This is a genomic window from Aureimonas sp. AU22, from assembly GCF_001463745.1.
Taxonomy (GTDB): domain Bacteria; phylum Pseudomonadota; class Alphaproteobacteria; order Rhizobiales; family Rhizobiaceae; genus Aureimonas.
Genome location: NZ_BBWJ01000044.1, coordinates 104,933 through 121,812, shown reverse-complemented (window position 1 = coordinate 121,812; position 16,880 = coordinate 104,933). Strand labels below are relative to the sequence as shown.

General features: G+C 67.7%; 14 protein-coding genes. 13 read left to right on the top strand and 1 reads right to left on the bottom strand.

Going from position 1 to position 16,880, the window contains the following annotated elements:
• Nucleotides 1-4: 4 nt before the first annotated feature.
• The 11 genes from AUL34_RS16010 to AUL34_RS15960 all read left to right on the top strand — a co-directional run bounded on the left by AUL34_RS16010 (nucleotide 5) and on the right by AUL34_RS15960 (nucleotide 13,681).
• The gene (locus tag AUL34_RS16010) at nucleotides 5-1,516 is read left to right on the top strand and encodes a tripartite tricarboxylate transporter permease (protein WP_244492608.1); all 1,512 of its coding nucleotides are present in this window, start codon (nucleotides 5-7) and stop codon (nucleotides 1,514-1,516) included.
• The gene (locus tag AUL34_RS16005) at nucleotides 1,516-2,919 is read left to right on the top strand and encodes an MmgE/PrpD family protein (protein ID WP_061935716.1); all 1,404 of its coding nucleotides are present in this window, start codon (nucleotides 1,516-1,518) and stop codon (nucleotides 2,917-2,919) included. Before AUL34_RS16010 ends, AUL34_RS16005 begins: the two co-directional genes overlap by 1 nt.
• Nucleotides 2,916-3,662: a 3-oxoacyl-ACP reductase FabG gene (fabG, locus tag AUL34_RS16000; RefSeq protein ID WP_061935713.1), complete on the top strand. Its 747-nt coding sequence runs from the start codon at nucleotides 2,916-2,918 to the stop codon at nucleotides 3,660-3,662. The genes AUL34_RS16005 and fabG overlap by 4 nt, the downstream gene beginning before the upstream one ends.
• A gap of 5 nt (nucleotides 3,663-3,667) precedes the next feature.
• On the top strand, nucleotides 3,668-4,726 hold the full coding sequence (locus AUL34_RS15995; RefSeq protein WP_061935711.1) for an AbrB family transcriptional regulator: 1,059 nt from the start codon (nucleotides 3,668-3,670) through the stop codon (nucleotides 4,724-4,726).
• Nucleotides 4,727-4,809: 83 nt separating this feature from the next.
• On the top strand, nucleotides 4,810-5,877 hold the full coding sequence (locus AUL34_RS15990) for an ABC transporter ATP-binding protein (protein WP_061935707.1): 1,068 nt from the start codon (nucleotides 4,810-4,812) through the stop codon (nucleotides 5,875-5,877).
• A 90-nt stretch (nucleotides 5,878-5,967) separates the two neighbouring features.
• The gene (locus AUL34_RS15985) at nucleotides 5,968-7,017 is read left to right on the top strand and encodes an extracellular solute-binding protein (RefSeq protein WP_061935704.1); all 1,050 of its coding nucleotides are present in this window, start codon (nucleotides 5,968-5,970) and stop codon (nucleotides 7,015-7,017) included.
• 100 nt (nucleotides 7,018-7,117) lie between these two features.
• The gene (locus AUL34_RS15980; RefSeq protein WP_061935702.1) at nucleotides 7,118-8,848 is read left to right on the top strand and encodes an iron ABC transporter permease; all 1,731 of its coding nucleotides are present in this window, start codon (nucleotides 7,118-7,120) and stop codon (nucleotides 8,846-8,848) included.
• A gap of 122 nt (nucleotides 8,849-8,970) precedes the next feature.
• The gene (locus AUL34_RS15975; RefSeq protein ID WP_061935699.1) at nucleotides 8,971-9,717 is read left to right on the top strand and encodes a GntR family transcriptional regulator; all 747 of its coding nucleotides are present in this window, start codon (nucleotides 8,971-8,973) and stop codon (nucleotides 9,715-9,717) included.
• 69 nt (nucleotides 9,718-9,786) lie between these two features.
• A complete protein-coding gene (locus AUL34_RS15970) occupies nucleotides 9,787-11,202 on the top strand; it encodes an MmgE/PrpD family protein (protein ID WP_061935696.1) in 1,416 nt (471 codons plus the stop codon).
• A 23-nt stretch (nucleotides 11,203-11,225) separates the two neighbouring features.
• Nucleotides 11,226-12,569, top strand: coding sequence for an MmgE/PrpD family protein (locus AUL34_RS15965; RefSeq protein WP_061935693.1), 1,344 nt, complete (start codon nucleotides 11,226-11,228; stop codon nucleotides 12,567-12,569).
• Between the two features lie 14 nt (nucleotides 12,570-12,583).
• Nucleotides 12,584-13,681 carry an isocitrate/isopropylmalate dehydrogenase family protein gene (locus AUL34_RS15960; RefSeq protein ID WP_061935902.1) on the top strand — a complete coding sequence of 366 codons (1,098 nt, stop codon included), beginning with the start codon at nucleotides 12,584-12,586 and terminating at the stop codon, nucleotides 13,679-13,681.
• Here AUL34_RS15960 and AUL34_RS15955 read toward each other — a convergent pair.
• Nucleotides 13,678-14,610, bottom strand: coding sequence for an alpha/beta fold hydrolase (locus tag AUL34_RS15955; protein ID WP_061935691.1), 933 nt, complete (start codon nucleotides 14,608-14,610; stop codon nucleotides 13,678-13,680). The genes AUL34_RS15960 and AUL34_RS15955 overlap by 4 nt on opposite strands.
• 115 nt (nucleotides 14,611-14,725) lie before the next feature.
• Between AUL34_RS15955 and AUL34_RS15950 the strand changes: the two genes are divergently transcribed.
• Together AUL34_RS15950 and AUL34_RS15945 are read left to right on the top strand one after the other, a co-directional pair.
• Nucleotides 14,726-15,802 (top strand): tartrate dehydrogenase, encoded by a 1,077-nt coding sequence (locus AUL34_RS15950; RefSeq protein ID WP_061935689.1) that lies wholly within the window; start codon nucleotides 14,726-14,728, stop codon nucleotides 15,800-15,802.
• A 5-nt stretch (nucleotides 15,803-15,807) separates the two neighbouring features.
• Entirely contained in the window at nucleotides 15,808-16,878 is a 1,071-nt protein-coding gene (locus tag AUL34_RS15945) for a tartrate dehydrogenase (protein ID WP_061935686.1), read from the top strand.
• The last annotated feature ends 2 nt before the right edge of the window (nucleotides 16,879-16,880 follow it).

The window sequence follows — 16,880 nt, the reverse complement described above, 5'->3', positions numbered from 1 at the left end:
GGCGATGATGGAAACCCTCACTGAGATCTTCACGCTTTCCACCACCACCATGGTGATCCCGGCAGCGATCGCCGGGCTCGTCTGGGGCATCCTGGGAGGCGCGCTGCCGGGCATCTCGGCCTCGATCACGATGGCCCTTCTCCTGCCCTTCACCTACACGATGGAGCCGATGACGGCGATCGTGCTCCTCGCCTCAGTCTATATCGGCGCGGAGTACGGCGGCTCGATTCCCGCCATCCTGATCCGCACGCCCGGCACCAACTCCGCCGCCGCGACCGTGATCGACGGCTACGAGATGAAGCGGCAGGGCCGGGCGGGCGAGGCGCTCGGCATCTCGCTCTGGTCGGGCTTCCTCGGCTCGATGTTCGGTCTCGTGATGCTGGTCACCATGACCGAGCCCCTGTCGTGGCTGGCGCTCGCCTTCAAGCCGACGAGCTATTTCGGCCTCGGCGTTCTCGGGCTCAGCGTCATCGCCTCGATGTCCGGCGGCTCGCTGGTGAAGGGGCTGGCAGCGGCCGTGGTAGGATTGATGATCGCCACCGTCGGTGCCGACCCGATTGCCGGCGTCAACCGCTTCACATTCGGGATCCCGGATCTCCTGAACGGGATCGAGCCGGTCCTGGTGATGGTCGGCGTCTTCGCCCTGTCCGAGCTCATGGTGCAGTCCGGCGCGCCGGATCTCGGCGAGTTGAAGGAGAAGGTGCGCGTCCGGCTGCCGACGCGTGCCATGATGAGCCGGCTGAAGCGCTCTCAGTTCATCGGCTGCGTGATGGGTCTGTTCGAGGGGCTGACGCCGGGCGGTGGCGGCTCGATCGCCGCCTTCATGTCCTACAACGAGGCCAAGCGCTGGTCGAAGAACCCGGCGCTCTTCGGCAAGGGCTCGGAGGAGGGCGTCGCGGCACCCGAGACCGCGAACAACACGGTGGCCTCCACCACGCTGATCCCGCTTCTCTCCTTCGGCATTCCGAGTTCGAACTCCACCGCGGTCCTGCTCGGCGGATTCCTGATCCATGGCCTCCTGCCGGGGCCGCGCCTGTTCGAGCAGAACGGCGAGGTCGTCACCGGTCTCTACATCGGCTCCTTCGTTGCGATCGTCGCACAGCTCGCCTTCGGCATTCTGCTGCTGCCGGCCTGCGTCTGGCTCGTGAACCGGCCGCGCCCGTATCTCGCGGCTTTCATCCTCGCCCTGATCCTCTCGGGCGTCTACACGCTCGATCACTCGCTGTTCTACATCGGCTTCGCGCTCGCCATGGGTGCCGTCGGCTATCTCATGCGGATCGCCGGCTTCCCCTTTCTGCCGCTGATTCTCGGCGCCGTCCTGGGGCACATGGTGGAATCCTCCTATCGACGTTCGCTTCTCCTGTCGGACGGCGACCTCGGCATCTTCCTGGAAGATCCGATCGCGATCGGATTGCTTCTGGTCGCGTTCGGCTTCGTCGCCTTCTCGCTCGGCCGCGACCTGCGGGACGGCTGGCGCGCACGGCGCGCCCCAGCCTCGGTGGAGACCTCACGCTGATGACCGCCACAGCCCATGCCGCTTCCGCCGACACGGCGCCCAGCCTCTCGCAGACGATCGCCGAGTGGGGCTCCCGTCTCGCCGTCCGCGACCTGCCCGAGCCGGTGATCGAAAAGGCCGACCTTCTCCTTGTCGACGTGATCGGCCTATGCCTCGCAGCGCGCCGAAGCGACTATGTCGGCGCGGTTCTGCGTTCAGCCGAGCCCGGGCACTCGACCGCGTTCGGCCATGCCGCGCGCCTGACGGCGGCCGATGCCGCGCTCCTCAACGGCACGGCCGCGCATGGCGAGGACTTCGACGACACGTTCGAAGGCGGACCGGTCCATTCGGGCGCGGTGATCGTGCCCGCAGTCCTGGCTGCGGCCGAGCGCGACGGACTTCCGCCCGAACGCATCCTCCTCGGGATCGCGGCCGGCACCGAGCTTCTCTGCCGGCTCGGGCTGACGGCGCCGAAGGCCATACACCGAGCCGGTTTTCACCCGACCGCCGTGCTCGGGGCGCTCGCCAGCGCCTTCGCCGTCGGGGTCGCCCTCGGCCAGGACGCTGCGGCCCTGCGCCAGGGGCTCGGTATCGCCGGCTCCACGGCATCCGGCATCATCGAGTACCTCGGTGACGGCAGCTGGACGAAACGCATGCATGCCGGCTGGGCCGCGCAGTCGGGCCTTCGCGCCGCGCGCATGGGCGGGGCTGGCTTCATCGGGGCGCGCCGCGTCCTCGAAGGCGAGCACGGATTCTTCCGCGCCTTCGCGCCCTCGATCGAGCCGCTCGTCGGCGAACTCGTAGGGGATCTCGGCGCGCGCTGGGTCTCGGAGCGCATCACCTTCAAGCCGTTTCCCTGCGGCACGATGGTCCAGCCCTATATCGACTGCGCCGCCATGCTGCGCGCCGAGGGCCTGGACTGGCGCGAGGTGCGCGCGATCCGCTGCCTGACGTCTGACGGCTACGTCCATCGTCTGTGGGAGCCGCTCGCGCTCAAGCGTCGCCCGCCCACCGACTACGCCGCCAAGTTCAGCGTTCCCTTCGGGGTCGCGCTCGGGTTGGTGCGCGGGCATGCCGACCTTCCGGATTTCACGCCCGAGACGATCGCGGATCCCGACCTCCTTCGCGTCGCCGGGCTCGTCGGCTACGAGATCGATCCGGCCGATCCTTATCCCGCGCGCTTCACCGGGCACATCGAGGTGCAACTCGCCGACGGCTCGCGGCGCGAGATGCGGCAGGATCACATGCGCGGCGGGGTGGATGCGCCGCTGTCGCGAGCCGACGTCGAACGCAAGTTCCTGCGCAACGCCGCCTATGGTGGCGTCCGCGACCCCGAGCGGATGCTCGGCCTCGTGCGCCGCGTCCTGGCCGACGGGGCACCCGCCATCGCCGCTCTCCGTGAAGACGAAGGACAAGCCGTATGACCGAACCCGCCGCCGCCGAACGCGTCGCCCTCGTGACGGGTGCCTCCCGCAACATCGGGCGCGCGATCTCCGAGCGCCTTGCGCAGGACGGAGCCGACGTCCTCGTTCACGCCGCGAGCGACCGCGCCAGCGTCGAGGAGACGGCCGGTCTCGTTCGGGCGACGGGTCGCCGGGCCGAGGTTGCCCTCGGAGATCTCACCGATCCCGCCATGGCCGAACGGATGGTGGACGCGGCGCTCGAGCGTTTCGGTCGCCTCGACATCGTCGTCGCCAACGCCGCGATCCGGCCGGAATCAACGATCGAGGAGATGAGCTTCGAGGACTGGCGGCGCGTGCTCTCGCTCGGTCTCGACAGCGTGTTCCTGCTGGTGAAGGCGGCCTTGCCCGCCCTCAAGCGAAGCCCGGCCGCCTCGATCGTCATGATCGGGGGCCTGACGGGACATTCGGGCGCCGCGCACCGGGCGCACGTGATTGCCGCCAAGGCAGGCCTCGTGGGTTTCGCGAAGGCGTTGGCGCATGAACTCGGACCCGCAGGCATCGCCGTCAACACCGTCGCGCCGGGCCTGATCGAGACGCGGCGCGCCGGCTCCGAGCCTGCCCACCACGCCGCCCGTACGAACCCGCTCGGCCGGCGCGGCACGCCCGAGGAGGTCGCGGCCGCCGTCGCCAGCCTCACGCGCCCCGACATGCGTTACGTCACCGGTCAGACGCTGCACGTGAACGGCGGTGCACTGATGGTCTGACGGAGATGAGCGCGCTTCGCACGCTCGCACTCGTCGCAGCGACAGCGCTGGCCGCAACGCTCGGGGCGCTTGCGTTTCGCGCCCTCGGCCTGCCGCTCGCCCTGATCCTCGGTGGCATGGCGGGCGGGGCGCTGGTCGCCAACATATGGGCGGCGATGCCGGGCGGCCGGCTGGTCCGGCGAGCCGGACAGATGGCGGCCGGCCTTTCGATCGGCGCGCTGCTCGACACCTCGGTCCTCGACGTCCTTCTCCGGATGGCGCCGGTCATGCTTCTGGTCGCCCTCCTGGCCAATCTCGCGGGGGCGCTCATCGCCGTGCCCGCGGCCAGAATGGCAGGCATCGACCGCACGAGCGCGCTCCTCTGCTGCCTTCCGGCGGGACTGGCCGAGATGGCGACGCTGGCCCGCGAGATCGCCGCCGACGAACAGGCGGTGACGCTCGTCCACACGCTTCGGGTCGCGATCGTGATCACGCTGATCCCGCTCTGGCTGGGCCTGACGGGCCACCCGCCTCATGGCGCCATGCCGGCGCACGGGTTCATCGCCGACGACTTCACGGTCCTCCTTCCCATGCTGGCCGCCTCGCTGCTGATCGCCTGGGGAGCGACCCGGCTCGGGCTCATCAATGCCTTCGTCCTGACGCCGATGCTTCTTGCGCTCGCGGTCGCCGCGGCCGGCATCGCGATCCCGCCCGTCCCCGACGTCGTCCTCGCGCCAGCCGAGGTCGCCATCGGCGCGACGCTCGGCCTGCGGCTGCGGCTCGAGCGTCTCAGCCGGCTTCCACGGGTCGCGCTCGCCGGCCTCGCATCCGGCACGGTCCTTTTCCTGGTGTCGTTCCTGCTTTTCGCCCCGCTCGTGCGTTGGGCCACGGGGCTGGATCCTTTGTCGTCGGTCCTGAGCGCGGCGCCGGGCGGCCTAGGCGAGATGGTCGCGTCGGCCGGCGCGCTGGGCATTCTGGCGGCGCCGATCGCCTGCTTCCAGCTATGGCGCACCTTGGTCACCAACCTCTTCGTGGCGCCGCTCGTCCGCTGGCACGCAACACGAGATCGTCAACGAACAGAATAATTGCCTTTTGTTGACAATCTTCAGATTGGCTTCTAGCTTTTGGTTCGTACCCGCCGAAGCGCGGGATGCCATTGGGAGGAACGATGGCGTTTCTGGAACTGGACGGCCTGACCAAGAACTACGGCGCGTTTAAAGCCGTGAAGGGCATCGATCTCGCGGTCGAGCGCGGCCACCTCGTCTGCCTGCTGGGGCCGTCGGGCTGCGGCAAGACCACGACGCTCCGGCTCGTCGCCGGGTTCGTTCCCGCCAATGGCGGGCAGATCCGCGTGGGCGGCAAGGTCGTGTCGGCGGCTGGATCGACGGTGCCGCCCGAAGACCGCAACATGTCGATGATCTTCCAGTCCTACGCGCTCTGGCCGCACATGACGGTGTTCGGGAACGTCGCCTATGGCCTCAAGCTGCGCAAGCTGCCGGCCGACGAAATCCGCCGGCGCGTCGAGGAAATCCTGGCCGCCACCCGGCTGTCGCCGCTCGCCGACCGCTATCCGGGCGAGCTGTCCGGCGGACAGCAGCAGCGCGTCTCGCTGGCGCGGGCCCTGGTGGTGAAGCCGGAGATCCTGCTCCTCGACGAGCCGCTGTCGAACCTCGACGCCAATCTTCGCGAGGAGATGCGCTTCGAGATCCGGCGCCTCCACGACGAGTTCCGCTACACCACCGTCTACGTCACCCACGATCAGTCGGAGGCCATGACCACGGCCGATCTCATCGTGGTGATGAACGACGGCCGGATCGAGCAGGCCGGCTCGCCGGAGGACATCTACGAGCGGCCCGAGACCGAGTTCGTCGCCCGCTTCATCGGCGGCACGAACATCCTCAAGGGTCGCCGCGGCGACGGGGCCACCGTGGTCCGGCCCGACGGCCTCGCCATCGAGTGCCGCAGCGGGACGGTGGCGGGCGATGGCGAGACCGCCGTCTCGATCCGCCAGCATGATATTCATCTGTCCGAGACCAAGCCGAACGGCATCGACACCAACACGGCGCCCGCCACCGTGGTCCGTCAGATCTATCTCGGCTCGCATCGCGACTACCTCGTCTCGCTCGCCGACGGCGAGACTGTGCGCGCCTTCGCTCCCGTCGACTTCGCCGTGCCGGCGGGCGGGCAGGTCTGGGTGCGCTTTCCGCCCGAGCGCTGCCGCGCGCTGGCCCGCTGAGGGCGACGTTCCGAACGTGCAGTCACTGCCGGGAAGCGGGCGAGAAGAGCCGCATCGGCCCATCCATCCGGATATCCAGGGAGGAAGAGCATGTCGAACCATTGGAAGCTTTTGGCCGCGGGGCTCGTCGCAGCCGTCGGGTGCGCGCCGGCGGCGCTGGCCCAGGCGCCCGAGCCCTACCAGATCACACCAGAACTCGAGACGGCCGCGAAAGGCGAGGGGCGGGTGGTCTTCTACACCGCCACCGACGTCGCGGTCGCCGAGCGCCTCGCCGGCCTCTTCCGTGAGAAGTATCCCGAGATCCAGGTCCAGGTGGAGCGGGCGGGCTCCGAGCGCGTTTTCCAGCGCATCGGCCAGGAATACACGAGCGGCATCTATAATGCCGACGTGATCGAGACCTCGGACGCCGTGCACTTCGAGTATTTCAAGCGCGAGGGCTGGCTCGAGCCCATGGTCCCCGAGGTCGTTGCCTCCCTCTGGCCAGAGACGGAAAAGGACCCGGACGGCAACTTCGCCGCCTACCGCGCGCATCTCTCGGTTCTCGCCTACCGCACCGACCTCATGCCGGAGGCCGATGCACCCAAGACGTGGACCGATCTTCTGGACCCGAAGTACAAGGACAAGATGGTCAAGGCCCATCCCGGCTACAGCGGCACGGTGATGACCGCGACCTTCGCCCTGTCCCAGGCGCTCGGCTGGGAATGGTTCGAGAAGCTGGGCGGCCAGAACGTCATGCAGGTCCAGTCCTCGACCGAGCCGCCCAAGAAGCTTGCCCAGGGCGAGCGCGCGCTCGAGATCGACGGCAACGAATACAACGTCTTCCGGCTCCAGGAAGAGGGCGTTCCGATCAAGATCGTCTATCCGGCCGAGGGCACGCCCCTGGCCGTCGGCAACGCGGCGGTGCTCGCCGAAGCGCCTCATCCCAACGCCGCCAAGCTCTTCTACAGCTTCCTGTTCTCCAAGGAGGCGCAGCAGTTGAACAGCGACTTCGGCGGTCTTCGCTCCTTCCACCCGGAAGTGGTCGAGAAGGCCGGCCGCACGCCGCTGAAGGACATCAAGGTCCTGGAGAGCGACCCCGAGGCGCTGGAGCCCGAGATCGATACGATCAAGTCGAACTACGAGCGCTACTTCGGCACCTGATCCTGCCTGACGCCCGGTCTCGCCGAACCCGGCGAGACCTTCCTGGGCCGACGATCGGCGGCCCAGGTTACCCCAATCCCGAACGGACCCGAGGGGCACGATGGCTGTTATCGCCGACACGCAGACCGTAGAGCGTCGCCGCAAGGGCTTCGACTGGTCCTGGCCGACATTCGGCTTTCTCGCCGCGCTGCTCGGCGTCCTCGTCATCCTGCCGCTCTTCTGGCTGGTCTGGTACTCGTTCCGGACCAGCGGGCGGCGCGCGACGTTCACGCTCGACAACTACACGCAGCTCGTCACCGATCCGACCATGCTGCGCTCCTATGCCATCGCGATCGGCATGGCGCTGGCCGTCGGCATTCTCGCGTGCCTGATCGCGACGCCGATGGCCTGGCTGGTCGCACGCACCGACCTGCCGGGGCGGCGCTGGATCCGGCCGCTGGTGACCGCCTCCTTCGTGACGCCCCCGTTCCTCGGTGCGATCGCCTACGAGATCATCGCCGCGCCCAACAGCGGCATCGTCAACATCGTCTACCGCTGGCTGTTCGGGCTGGAGGCTTCGGCCTATCTCGTCAACATCTACTCGTTCTCCGGCCTCGTCTTCGCGATCGCCTGCTTCACCTTCCCCTTCGTCTTCACGCTGGTCGCCAACGCGCTCGACCGCGTGCCCTCCGATCTCGAGGACGCCTCCTCGATCCTCGGCGGACGCGCGATGACGACGCTGCGACGCGTCACAATCCCCATGGTGCTGCCCGCCATGCTGGCGGGAACGCTGATCGCGATCCTGCAGGCGCTGACCATGTTCGGTTCGCCCGCGATCCTGGCGCTGCCGGCAGGCTTCCACGTCATCACCACCAAAATCTGGAGCCTGTTCCAGTTTCCGCCCAAACCCGGTCTCGCGGCCGCCGCGGCCATCCCCTTGCTGCTTCTCACTATCCTACTTCTGAGGGCGCAGAAGGCGATTCTCGGGCGGCGCGGCTACACGGTTCTCGGGGGCAAGAGCGGCACGCCGCGCGTCACCGAACTCGGCCGGTGGAAGCCTGTGGCCGTCCTGTTCGTGGTCGCGATCCTGTCGCTGACGATCTTCCTGCCCTACGCGGCGATCCTGAAGACGGCCTTCACGGGCACGGTGGGCGACGCGCTCAACTTCGACACGCTGACGCTGCGCCACTGGAACTTCGTGCTGTTCGAGTTTTCCGCCACGCAGCTGGCACTGCGCAACACGTTCCTGCTTGGTCTGATGACGGCCACGATCGTCACCGCCATCGCGCTGGTCGTGTCCTATCTCGTGACGCGGCGCTCGCTGCCGGGCGCCCAGTATCTCGGGGTCCTGGCGACCGCGCCGGTCGCCATTCCGGGCATCGTGCTCGGCGTCGCGCTCTTTCTTGCCTACGCCAACCCGACGTTCCAGCTCTACGGCACGATCTGGATCCTGCTCATCGCCTTCATGACGATCGAGCTGCCCGCCGGCTACCAGCAGATGTCCTCGGCCTTCCAGGGCGTCCACCCCGAGCTGGAGGAGGCGGGCCGGATCCTGGGCGCCTCACGCTTGAAGACGCTCTGGGACATCACCGCGCCGCTCCTGCGAACCAGCGTCGTGGCAGCCTGGTGCTTCGTCTTCGTGGGCACGATCCGCGAGCTTTCGGCGACGATCCTCCTGACCACGGCCAACACCAAGCTCGTGTCGGTGATCATCTACGATCTCAACGAGAGCGGAGATCTCGGTGCGATCTGCGTCCTCGGCATCATCCTCCTGCTCGCCTCCTTCGCGGTGGTGTTCGTGGCGAACCGCGTGCCGGTTCTGGGTGGCGAGCGCGTGGGGCCGCGCGCCTGACCGGGCGAGGCGGGGGCGACCGCCGGGATCGCGTGCCAGACGAGGTGCGCCGGACGCGGAATATTGCTATGCGGAGCGGTCGGCCATCCGGCCATCCGTCTTCCAGTTCAGGCCCCAGCACGATGTCGGACAGCTCGAACCAGCAGCCCCATCTCGCCGCGATCGACTTCCTGCGCACGCGCTCACTCGCCAACGTGGTTCAGGCCGAGATCGAGCGCATGATCATCGATGGCGAGCTTAAACCCAACGAGCGCGTCAACGAGAACGCACTGTCCCAGCGCTTGGGCGTCAGCCGCGGGCCGATCCGCGAGGCGTGCTCGGCACTCGCCGCCATCGGCCTCATCGAGATCATCCCCAATCGCGGCTTCTTCATCCGTGCGCTTACCAACGACGAGGCGCTGGACCTTTCGGAAGCACGCGCCAGCGTCTTCGGCTGCATCGCCATGATGCTGGCCGAGCGCATCACCGATGCCGATCTCGCCGAGTTGCGAGCGCTGACCGACCGCATGGACGCCATCGTCGAGCTCGGCGACGTCCACGTCTACTATCCCGTCAACCTCGAATTCCATCGGCGTATCGCGCAGATGGCCGGCAACAAGCGGCTGGAGCTTCTCTACCAGAGCTTCGTGCGGGAGTTGCACATACAGCGCTACCGCGCGCTCGCGAGCCCCGACGTTCTGCATATCTCGAACGAGGAGCATCGCGCGATCGTGGCCGCCCTCGAGCAGCGTGATCCGTTGGCCGCCCTTCAGGCCGCCCGCAGCCATATCATGAACGGCATTCTGCGCACCCGGCAGGCTGGACAGCCGGGCGACGAGGCCGCCGAGAAGCCGAAGGCTCGTCAGCGCGGACGTCCCTCTGACGATTGAAATTACAAACTGTTGACAATCGACAGATAAACTCGCAAGGCTTTCCCGTCACCATTGGGAGGGAAGGCCATGAACCAGACCATGCCGGTCGACGTCGAACTGACGAAGTATGTTGCCGAATTCGTCGTGGGGGCTCGCTACGAAGACCTTTCGGCGGAGCTTCTGGCAGTCGGCAAGAAGTCGATCCTGGACGGCTTCGGCCTTGCCCTGTCCGGCTCCGTCGCCAAGAGCGGCGAGCTGGTGCGCCAGCATCTCGACAGCCTCGGTCTGGCGGACGGCGTCGCCACGGTGATCGGTGGCGGGCGCCGCGTCGCGCCGCGCTTCGCCGCCTTCGCCAACGGCGTCGGCATCCATGCCGACGACTACGACGATACCCAGCTCGCCGTCGCCAAGGATCGCGTCTACGGGCTGCTGACCCACCCGACCGCTCCGGCCCTGCCGGCCGCCTTCGCGATGGCCGAGGTGACGAGTGCCTCGGGCCGCGACTTCATGCTGGCCTACCACCTCGGCGTCGAGGTCGAGTGCAAGATCGCCGAGGCGATCGCGCCGCGCCACTACCAGACCGGCTTCCATGCCACGGCCACCTGCGGACCATTCGCGGCGGCATCGGCGGCTTCAAGCCTCTCGCGCTTCGACGTCGAGACGACGCGACGGGCGCTTTCCATCGCGGGTTCCCAGTCAGCGGGCCTACGCGAGAACTTCGGTACGATGACAAAGCCGTTCCACGCTGGTAAGGCGGCCGAGAACGGGGTGGCGGCCGCCCAGTTCGCCGAACTCGGCTGGACCGCGACCGGTCGCATCCTGGAAGCGCCGCGCGGCTTCTTCTCGGCGGCGGGCGGGGGCTACGACCTCGGCGCCATCCACGGCAAGCTCGGCAGCCCCTGGACCTTCCTCGATCCGGGCGTCTCCATCAAGCCGCACCCGTCCGGCTCGCTGACCCATCCCGGTATGACCGAGATGCTGCGCCTCATCGCAGAGAACGGCATCAAGGCCGAGGACGTTCGCCACGTTCGCGTCGGCACCAACTCCAACATGCCGAACGCGCTGATCCACCATCGTCCGAGCGACGAGCTCCAGGCCAAGTTCTCCATGGAGTTCTGCATGGCGATCCTGCTCCTCGATGGGCGGGCTGGGCTGAACGAGTTCACCGACGAGGCGGTCGCGCGCGAGGACGTCAAGCGCATGATCGAGCAGATCGACTTCGTGGTGGACGACGAGGCCGAGGCCGCCGGCTACCACCTCATGACCACGATCATCGACATCGACCTTGCGGACGGCCGTCGCATCTCGGGTCGCGCCGACTTCGGCAAGGGCTCGCCTGCGTTCCCCATGAGCTACGACGAGGTGGCGGGCAAGTTCCGCGAGAATGCCGAGTTCGCCGGAATGAGCACGGCTCGCGCCGACGAGATCGTCGATCTCGTGCACCGCCTCGAGGACCTGCCGGACCTCTCCGCGCTGGCCCGGCGGCTCGTCACCGTCCGTTGAACGCGCGCTCCGAAAGCCGATCCATGACCGATACCGACATCACCAAGCGCCTCGCCGACTGGACCGTGGGCCTTCGTCCCGGCGACATTCCCGCCGCTGTGCGGCGGGAGGGCGTGCGCACCTTCGTCAACTGGCTGGGTTGCGCGCTCGGCGGCGCGCGACACGAAACGGTGGATCGCGCCATCGAAGCGCTCGCCCCGTTCTCGGGCCCCGCGCGGGCGCAGGTTCTGGGCCGCGCGGAACGCCTCGACGAACTCCACGCCGCGCTCATGAACGGCATCTCGTCCCATGTGCTCGACTACGACGACACGCATCTGAAGACCATCATCCATCCCGCCGGTCCCGTCGCCTCGGCGATCCTGGCGGTGGCGGAGGCGCGGCCCGTCACGGGCGAGGAGTTCCTGGCGGCGCTTGTGGTGGGCGTCGAGGTCGAGTGCCGGATCGGCAATTCCGTCTACCCCGAGCATTACGACAGGGGCTGGCACATCACCGGAACCGCGGGTGTCTTCGGTGCGGCTGCCGCGGTGGGGCGGCTCCTGCGCCTCGACGAGCGGCAGATGAGCTGGGCCTTCGGCATCGCGGCAACGCAATCTTCGGGCCTGCGCGAGATGTTCGGCACCATGACCAAGAGCTTCCATCCCGGACGCGCCGCGCAGAACGGGGCGGCGGCGGCCTTCCTGGCCAAGGCGAACTTCGATTCCTCGCTGCGCGGCATCGAGGCGCCCCGCGGCTGGGCGAACGTCCTGTCCACCAAGCAGGACTACGGTGAGATCGTGGACGGTCTGGGGACGCACTGGGAAGCGGGGCTCAACAGCTACAAGCCCTATGCCTGCGGGATCGTGATCCACCCCACGATCGACGGCTGCACGCAGCTGCGCGAGCGCCTGGGCGACCGGGTGAAGCGCATCCGTTCGGTGGAGCTCGGCACCCACTACCTCGTCCTGGAACTCACCGGCAAGCGCACGCCGCAGACGGGGCTCGAAGGCAAGTTCAGCGTGTATCACGCGGCAGCCGCCGCGCTTCTTCATGGCGACGGTACGCCCACCGCCTTCACCGACGAGATGGTTCGCGATCCCGAGATCATCGCCCTGCGCGACCGTGTGTCGGCCAAGGTCGAGCCCGGCATCGAGGAGGACGCGGTCAGGATCGTCGTCACGCTCGAGGACGGCGAGCGGGTCGAGCTCCACGTCGAGCATGCGCTGGGCAGCCTTGAGAGGCCCTTGTCGGACGAGGCGATCACGGAGAAGTTCCGCCGCCAGGCCGAGCCGGTGGTGGGGGCCGACACGACCGCGCGAGCGATCGAGGCCGGATGGGGTCTCGCCGAAGCGTCGGACGCGGGCGCGATCTCGCGCCTCTGCGCCGCCTGAGCCGGGAGGAGGACATGGCGGACCAACACCTGACGATCGGCATCCTCGACGGCGACGACATCGGCCACGAGATCGTGCCGGCGGCGGTCGAAGTCGTGCGCGCGGCTGCCGCGCGCACCGGCCTTCGTATCGACTGGCGTCCCATGCCGATCGGCCGGCGCTCCCTCGACATGCATGGCTCCACCATGCCGGACGGAACGCTGGAGGCCCTGTCGAAGCTCGACGGCTTCATCCTCGGTCCGATCGGCCATCAGGCCTATCCGAAGGGACCGGGCGCGATCAATCCGCACCCGATCCTGCGCAAGCATTTCGACCTCTTCGCCAATGTGCGGCCGACCCGGAGCTTTCCGGGCCTCGGGGCGATCTACGACGACGTCGACCTCGTGATCGTTCGCGAGAACAACGAGGGCTTCCAGCCGGATCGCAATGTCGTTGCGGGCTCCGGCGAGTTTCGCCCGACGGAGGACGTGACGATCTCCGTCCGGGTGATCACCCGGCGCGGCTCCTCGCGCGTCGCCCGAGCGGCCTTCGAGATTGCCCGCCAACGGCCGAAGAAGCATCTGACCTTCGTACACAAGGACACGGTTTTCAAGCTCGGCTGCGGGATGTTCGCGGAGGAGTGCCGACGCGTGGCGCAGGAGTTCCCGGACGTTCGCTGCGACGAGGTGATCGTCGACACGATGGCCATGCGCCTCGTCCGCGATCCCCAGAGTTTCGACGTCATCGTCACCACCAACATGTTCGGCGACATCCTCACCGACGAAGCGGCGGGCCTCGTGGGTGGTCTCGGCATGGCGCCGGGTCTGTGCATCGGCGAGGGCAAGATCGCCATGGCGCAGGCGACCCACGGTTCGGCGCCGGACATCGCCGGGGCCGGCGTCGCGAACCCCTATGCGATGATCGAGTCCGCCCGCATGATGGTGGAATGGCTCGGCCACGACCGGGGCGTACCTGAGGCCGTGGACGCGGCGCGACTGATGAGCGAGGGCATCGGAGCAGCCCTTGCCGACCCCGCGACCCGGACCCGCGATATCAAAGGAACCGGCGGCACCGCCGACATGACGCGCGGCATCCTGAGCGGCATGGAGGCCGCAGCGCTCGCTACCGCCTAGGGCGTGCGGGGCTCGATGCCCGAGAAGAAGTCGAGGAGCGCGGGCGCGACCAGATCGGGCCGCTCCTCGGCCGGGTAGTGGCCCGTTGGGATCGCGTATCCCCGATAGTCCGTCGTCCAGCGCCCCCATGCCTCGTCGGGCTTGAGATGCCGGCCCACGTGGCTGTTGGACCCCCACAGCGCCAGAACCGGACAGGCGATGCGTCGTCCCGCCTCGTGGTCCGCCTTGTCCATCGCGAAGTCCAGGGTGACGGTCGCGCGGTAGTCCTCGCAGACCGCATGGATCTGTTCGGCCGTGGTGCAGCGGGCGTATTCGGCGAAGGCACGCGGATCGAAGATTCCGAGCCCGACGCCCCGCTTGTTGAGCTTGTAGTGGATGTAATAGTCGAGATCGGCCCCGATCAGCTTCTCGGGGAAGGGCGCTTTCTGCGCCATGAAGAACCAATGGTAGCTCTCCAGCCCCCAGCCCATCGTGACGTTGGACAGGAGCTCGTAAGTCGGCACGATGTCGAGAGCCGCCATTCGCTCGATGCGGTCCGGATGGTCCAGGGCCATGCGGAAGGCGACGCGCGCACCTCGGTCGTGGCCGGCCACCGCAAAGCGTTCGAAGCCGAGCTGCCTCATCACGTCGACCATATCCTCACCCATGGCACGGAACGAGTAGGCGGCATGGTCTTCGCCGCCGTCCGGCTTGGAGCTGTCGCCGTAGCCGCGAAGATCGGGCGCGACGACCGTGAATCGCTCGGCAAGCTGCGGTGCGACACGGTGCCAGCTGATGTGGGTCAGCGGATTGCCATGGATCAGGAGGAGCGGCGGGCCGGAGCCGCCTATCGCGGTATGGATCGATGCGCCCTTGGTTTCGATCCGCTGGACGCGGAAGCCCGGCATCAAGGCCTCCGTCGCGCTCGATACGCTTTCAGTCGTCGACATCGCATGGTCCTCCCGACCGCAGTCATGGGTCGGTATCTGTAAATTGTCAACAATAATGGTTGACATCGATGGCCGCGCTGCCGCAGCCTCCGCCGAAGCACGAGGGGAGGATTGCATGCGCCAGTACCGGATCGCCGTCATACCGGGCGATGGCATCGGCATCGAAGTGGTGGCTGCCGGTTGCCGCGTTCTGGAAGCCTCGGCGCAACGCGACGGCGGGTTTGCGCTCGATCTCCAACCATTCGACTGGGGTTCGGAGCGCTACCGTCGGACCGGCGCCTTCATGCCCGCCGACGGGGCCGACCAGCTTCGTGCCTTCGACGGCATCCTCTTCGGCGCCGTCGGCGCTCCCGACATTGCCGACCACCTCACGCTATGGGGCTTGCGGCTCGCCATCTGCCAGCCGCTCGACCAGTACGCCAACGTCCGGCCGACGCGTATCCTGCCGGGCATCCGTTCACCGCTCGGGGACATCGAACCCGGCGACCTCGACTGGGTGATCGTGCGGGAGAACTCGGAAGGCGAGTATGCCGGGCAGGGTGGACGCTCGCACAAGGGCTTGCCGGAGGAGGTGGCGACCGACGTCTCGATCTTCACGCGGGCCGGGGTCCAGCGCATCATGCGCTTCGCCTTCGAGACGGCGCGCGCACGCCCGCGCAAGCGTCTGACCATCGTCACCAAGTCCAACGCCCAACGCCACGGCATGGTGCTGTGGGACGAGATCGCCGCCGAGGTGGCGCGGGACTTTCCCGACGTCACGCACGACAAGATGCTGGTGGACGCCATGACGGTGCGCATGGTGATGAAGCCGCAGAGCCTCGACACGATCGTCGCGACGAACCTGCATGCCGACATCCTGTCGGATCTGGCGGCAGCGCTCGCGGGGTCGATCGGAATCGCGCCCACAGCCAATCTCGATCCCGAGCGGCGCAGCCCGTCCATGTTCGAGCCGATTCATGGCTCTGCCTTCGACATCACCGGGAAAGGGATCGCGAACCCCGTCGGTACCTTCTGGTCGACTGCCATGATGCTGGATCACATGGGCGAAACCGACGCTGCCGCACGGGTCATGCGCGCGGTGGAGCGCATCACCGCCGACCCCGCGCTTCATACGCCCGATCTCGGCGGCACGGCGACGACGACCGACGTGACGGAGGCGGCTGTCGCTGCCATCCTCGGCGACAACGCATAGGGGAGATGGTGATGCGCATTGCGGTCATACCGGGGGACGGAATCGGGACCGAGGTCATGCCGGAAGGCATCCGCGTGCTGGAAGCCGCGGGCAGGCGCTTCCGGCTGGACCTCGACTTCGACTTCTTCGACTTCGCTTCCTGCGACTACTATCTCGAACATGGGCGCATGCTCCCCGAGGACTGGAAGCAGCAGATCGGTTCGCACGACGCACTCTTCTTCGGCGCGGTCGGATGGCCGCAGAAGGTGCCCGACCATATCTCCCTCTGGGGTTCGCTCCTCCAGTTCCGGCGCGAGTTCGACCAGTACGTGAACCTGCGCCCCGTGCGTCTCATGCCCGGCGTGCCGTCGCCGCTGGCGGGACGCGAGCCCGGCGATATCGACTTCATGGTGGTTCGCGAGAACACGGAAGGCGAGTATTCCTCGGTTGGCGGACGCATGTTTCCCGGCACCGAGCGCGAGATCGTGCTCCAGGAAACGGTGATGAGCCGGATCGGCGTCGATCGCATCCTGCGCTTCGCCTTCGAACTCGCTCGGGCACGGCCGAAGCGACACCTGACATCGGCCACCAAGTCCAACGGCATCTCGATCACCATGCCCTACTGGGACGAGCGCGTGGAGGCGATGGCCGCCGCCTATCCGGACGTGCGCTGGGACAAGGACCATATCGACATCCTCTGCGCGCGCTTCGTGCTTCAGCCCGACCGATTCGACGTCGTGGTCGCCTCGAACCTCTTCGGCGATATCCTTTCGGACCTTGGTCCCGCCTGCACGGGCACGATCGGCATCGCGCCTTCCGCCAACATCAATCCCGAGCGCCGCTTCCCGTCGCTCTTCGAGCCGGTTCACGGATCGGCCCCCGACATCGCGGGCCGCGGCATCGCCAATCCGATCGGCCAGATCTGGACCGGCGCGATGATGCTGGAACACTTCGGGTACGTCGAAGCCGCCGATGCGATCGTGCGCGCCGTGGAGCGGACGCTTGCCGACCCCGCCACCCGCACAGCCGACCTGAAGGGCACCGCCGATACGGCAGCCTGCGGACGAGCGGTCGTCGACGCTCTGGCCGATGCCTGAAG

What these genes read in the sequence shown, in the direction of transcription:
- AUL34_RS16010 (WP_244492608.1), top strand. Translation starts at nt 5, where the DNA reads ATGATGGAAACCCTCACTGAGATCTTCACGCTTTCCACCACCACCATG.
- AUL34_RS16005 (WP_061935716.1), top strand. Translation starts at nt 1,516, where the DNA reads ATGACCGCCACAGCCCATGCCGCTTCCGCCGACACGGCGCCCAGCCTC.
- fabG (WP_061935713.1), top strand. Translation starts at nt 2,916, where the DNA reads ATGACCGAACCCGCCGCCGCCGAACGCGTCGCCCTCGTGACGGGTGCC.
- AUL34_RS15995 (WP_061935711.1), top strand. Translation starts at nt 3,668, where the DNA reads ATGAGCGCGCTTCGCACGCTCGCACTCGTCGCAGCGACAGCGCTGGCC.
- AUL34_RS15990 (WP_061935707.1), top strand. Translation starts at nt 4,810, where the DNA reads ATGGCGTTTCTGGAACTGGACGGCCTGACCAAGAACTACGGCGCGTTT.
- AUL34_RS15985 (WP_061935704.1), top strand. Translation starts at nt 5,968, where the DNA reads ATGTCGAACCATTGGAAGCTTTTGGCCGCGGGGCTCGTCGCAGCCGTC.
- AUL34_RS15980 (WP_061935702.1), top strand. Translation starts at nt 7,118, where the DNA reads ATGGCTGTTATCGCCGACACGCAGACCGTAGAGCGTCGCCGCAAGGGC.
- AUL34_RS15975 (WP_061935699.1), top strand. Translation starts at nt 8,971, where the DNA reads ATGTCGGACAGCTCGAACCAGCAGCCCCATCTCGCCGCGATCGACTTC.
- AUL34_RS15970 (WP_061935696.1), top strand. Translation starts at nt 9,787, where the DNA reads ATGAACCAGACCATGCCGGTCGACGTCGAACTGACGAAGTATGTTGCC.
- AUL34_RS15965 (WP_061935693.1), top strand. Translation starts at nt 11,226, where the DNA reads ATGACCGATACCGACATCACCAAGCGCCTCGCCGACTGGACCGTGGGC.
- AUL34_RS15960 (WP_061935902.1), top strand. Translation starts at nt 12,584, where the DNA reads ATGGCGGACCAACACCTGACGATCGGCATCCTCGACGGCGACGACATC.
- AUL34_RS15955 (WP_061935691.1), bottom strand. Translation starts at nt 14,610, where the DNA reads ATGTCGACGACTGAAAGCGTATCGAGCGCGACGGAGGCCTTGATGCCG.
- AUL34_RS15950 (WP_061935689.1), top strand. Translation starts at nt 14,726, where the DNA reads ATGCGCCAGTACCGGATCGCCGTCATACCGGGCGATGGCATCGGCATC.
- AUL34_RS15945 (WP_061935686.1), top strand. Translation starts at nt 15,808, where the DNA reads ATGGTGATGCGCATTGCGGTCATACCGGGGGACGGAATCGGGACCGAG.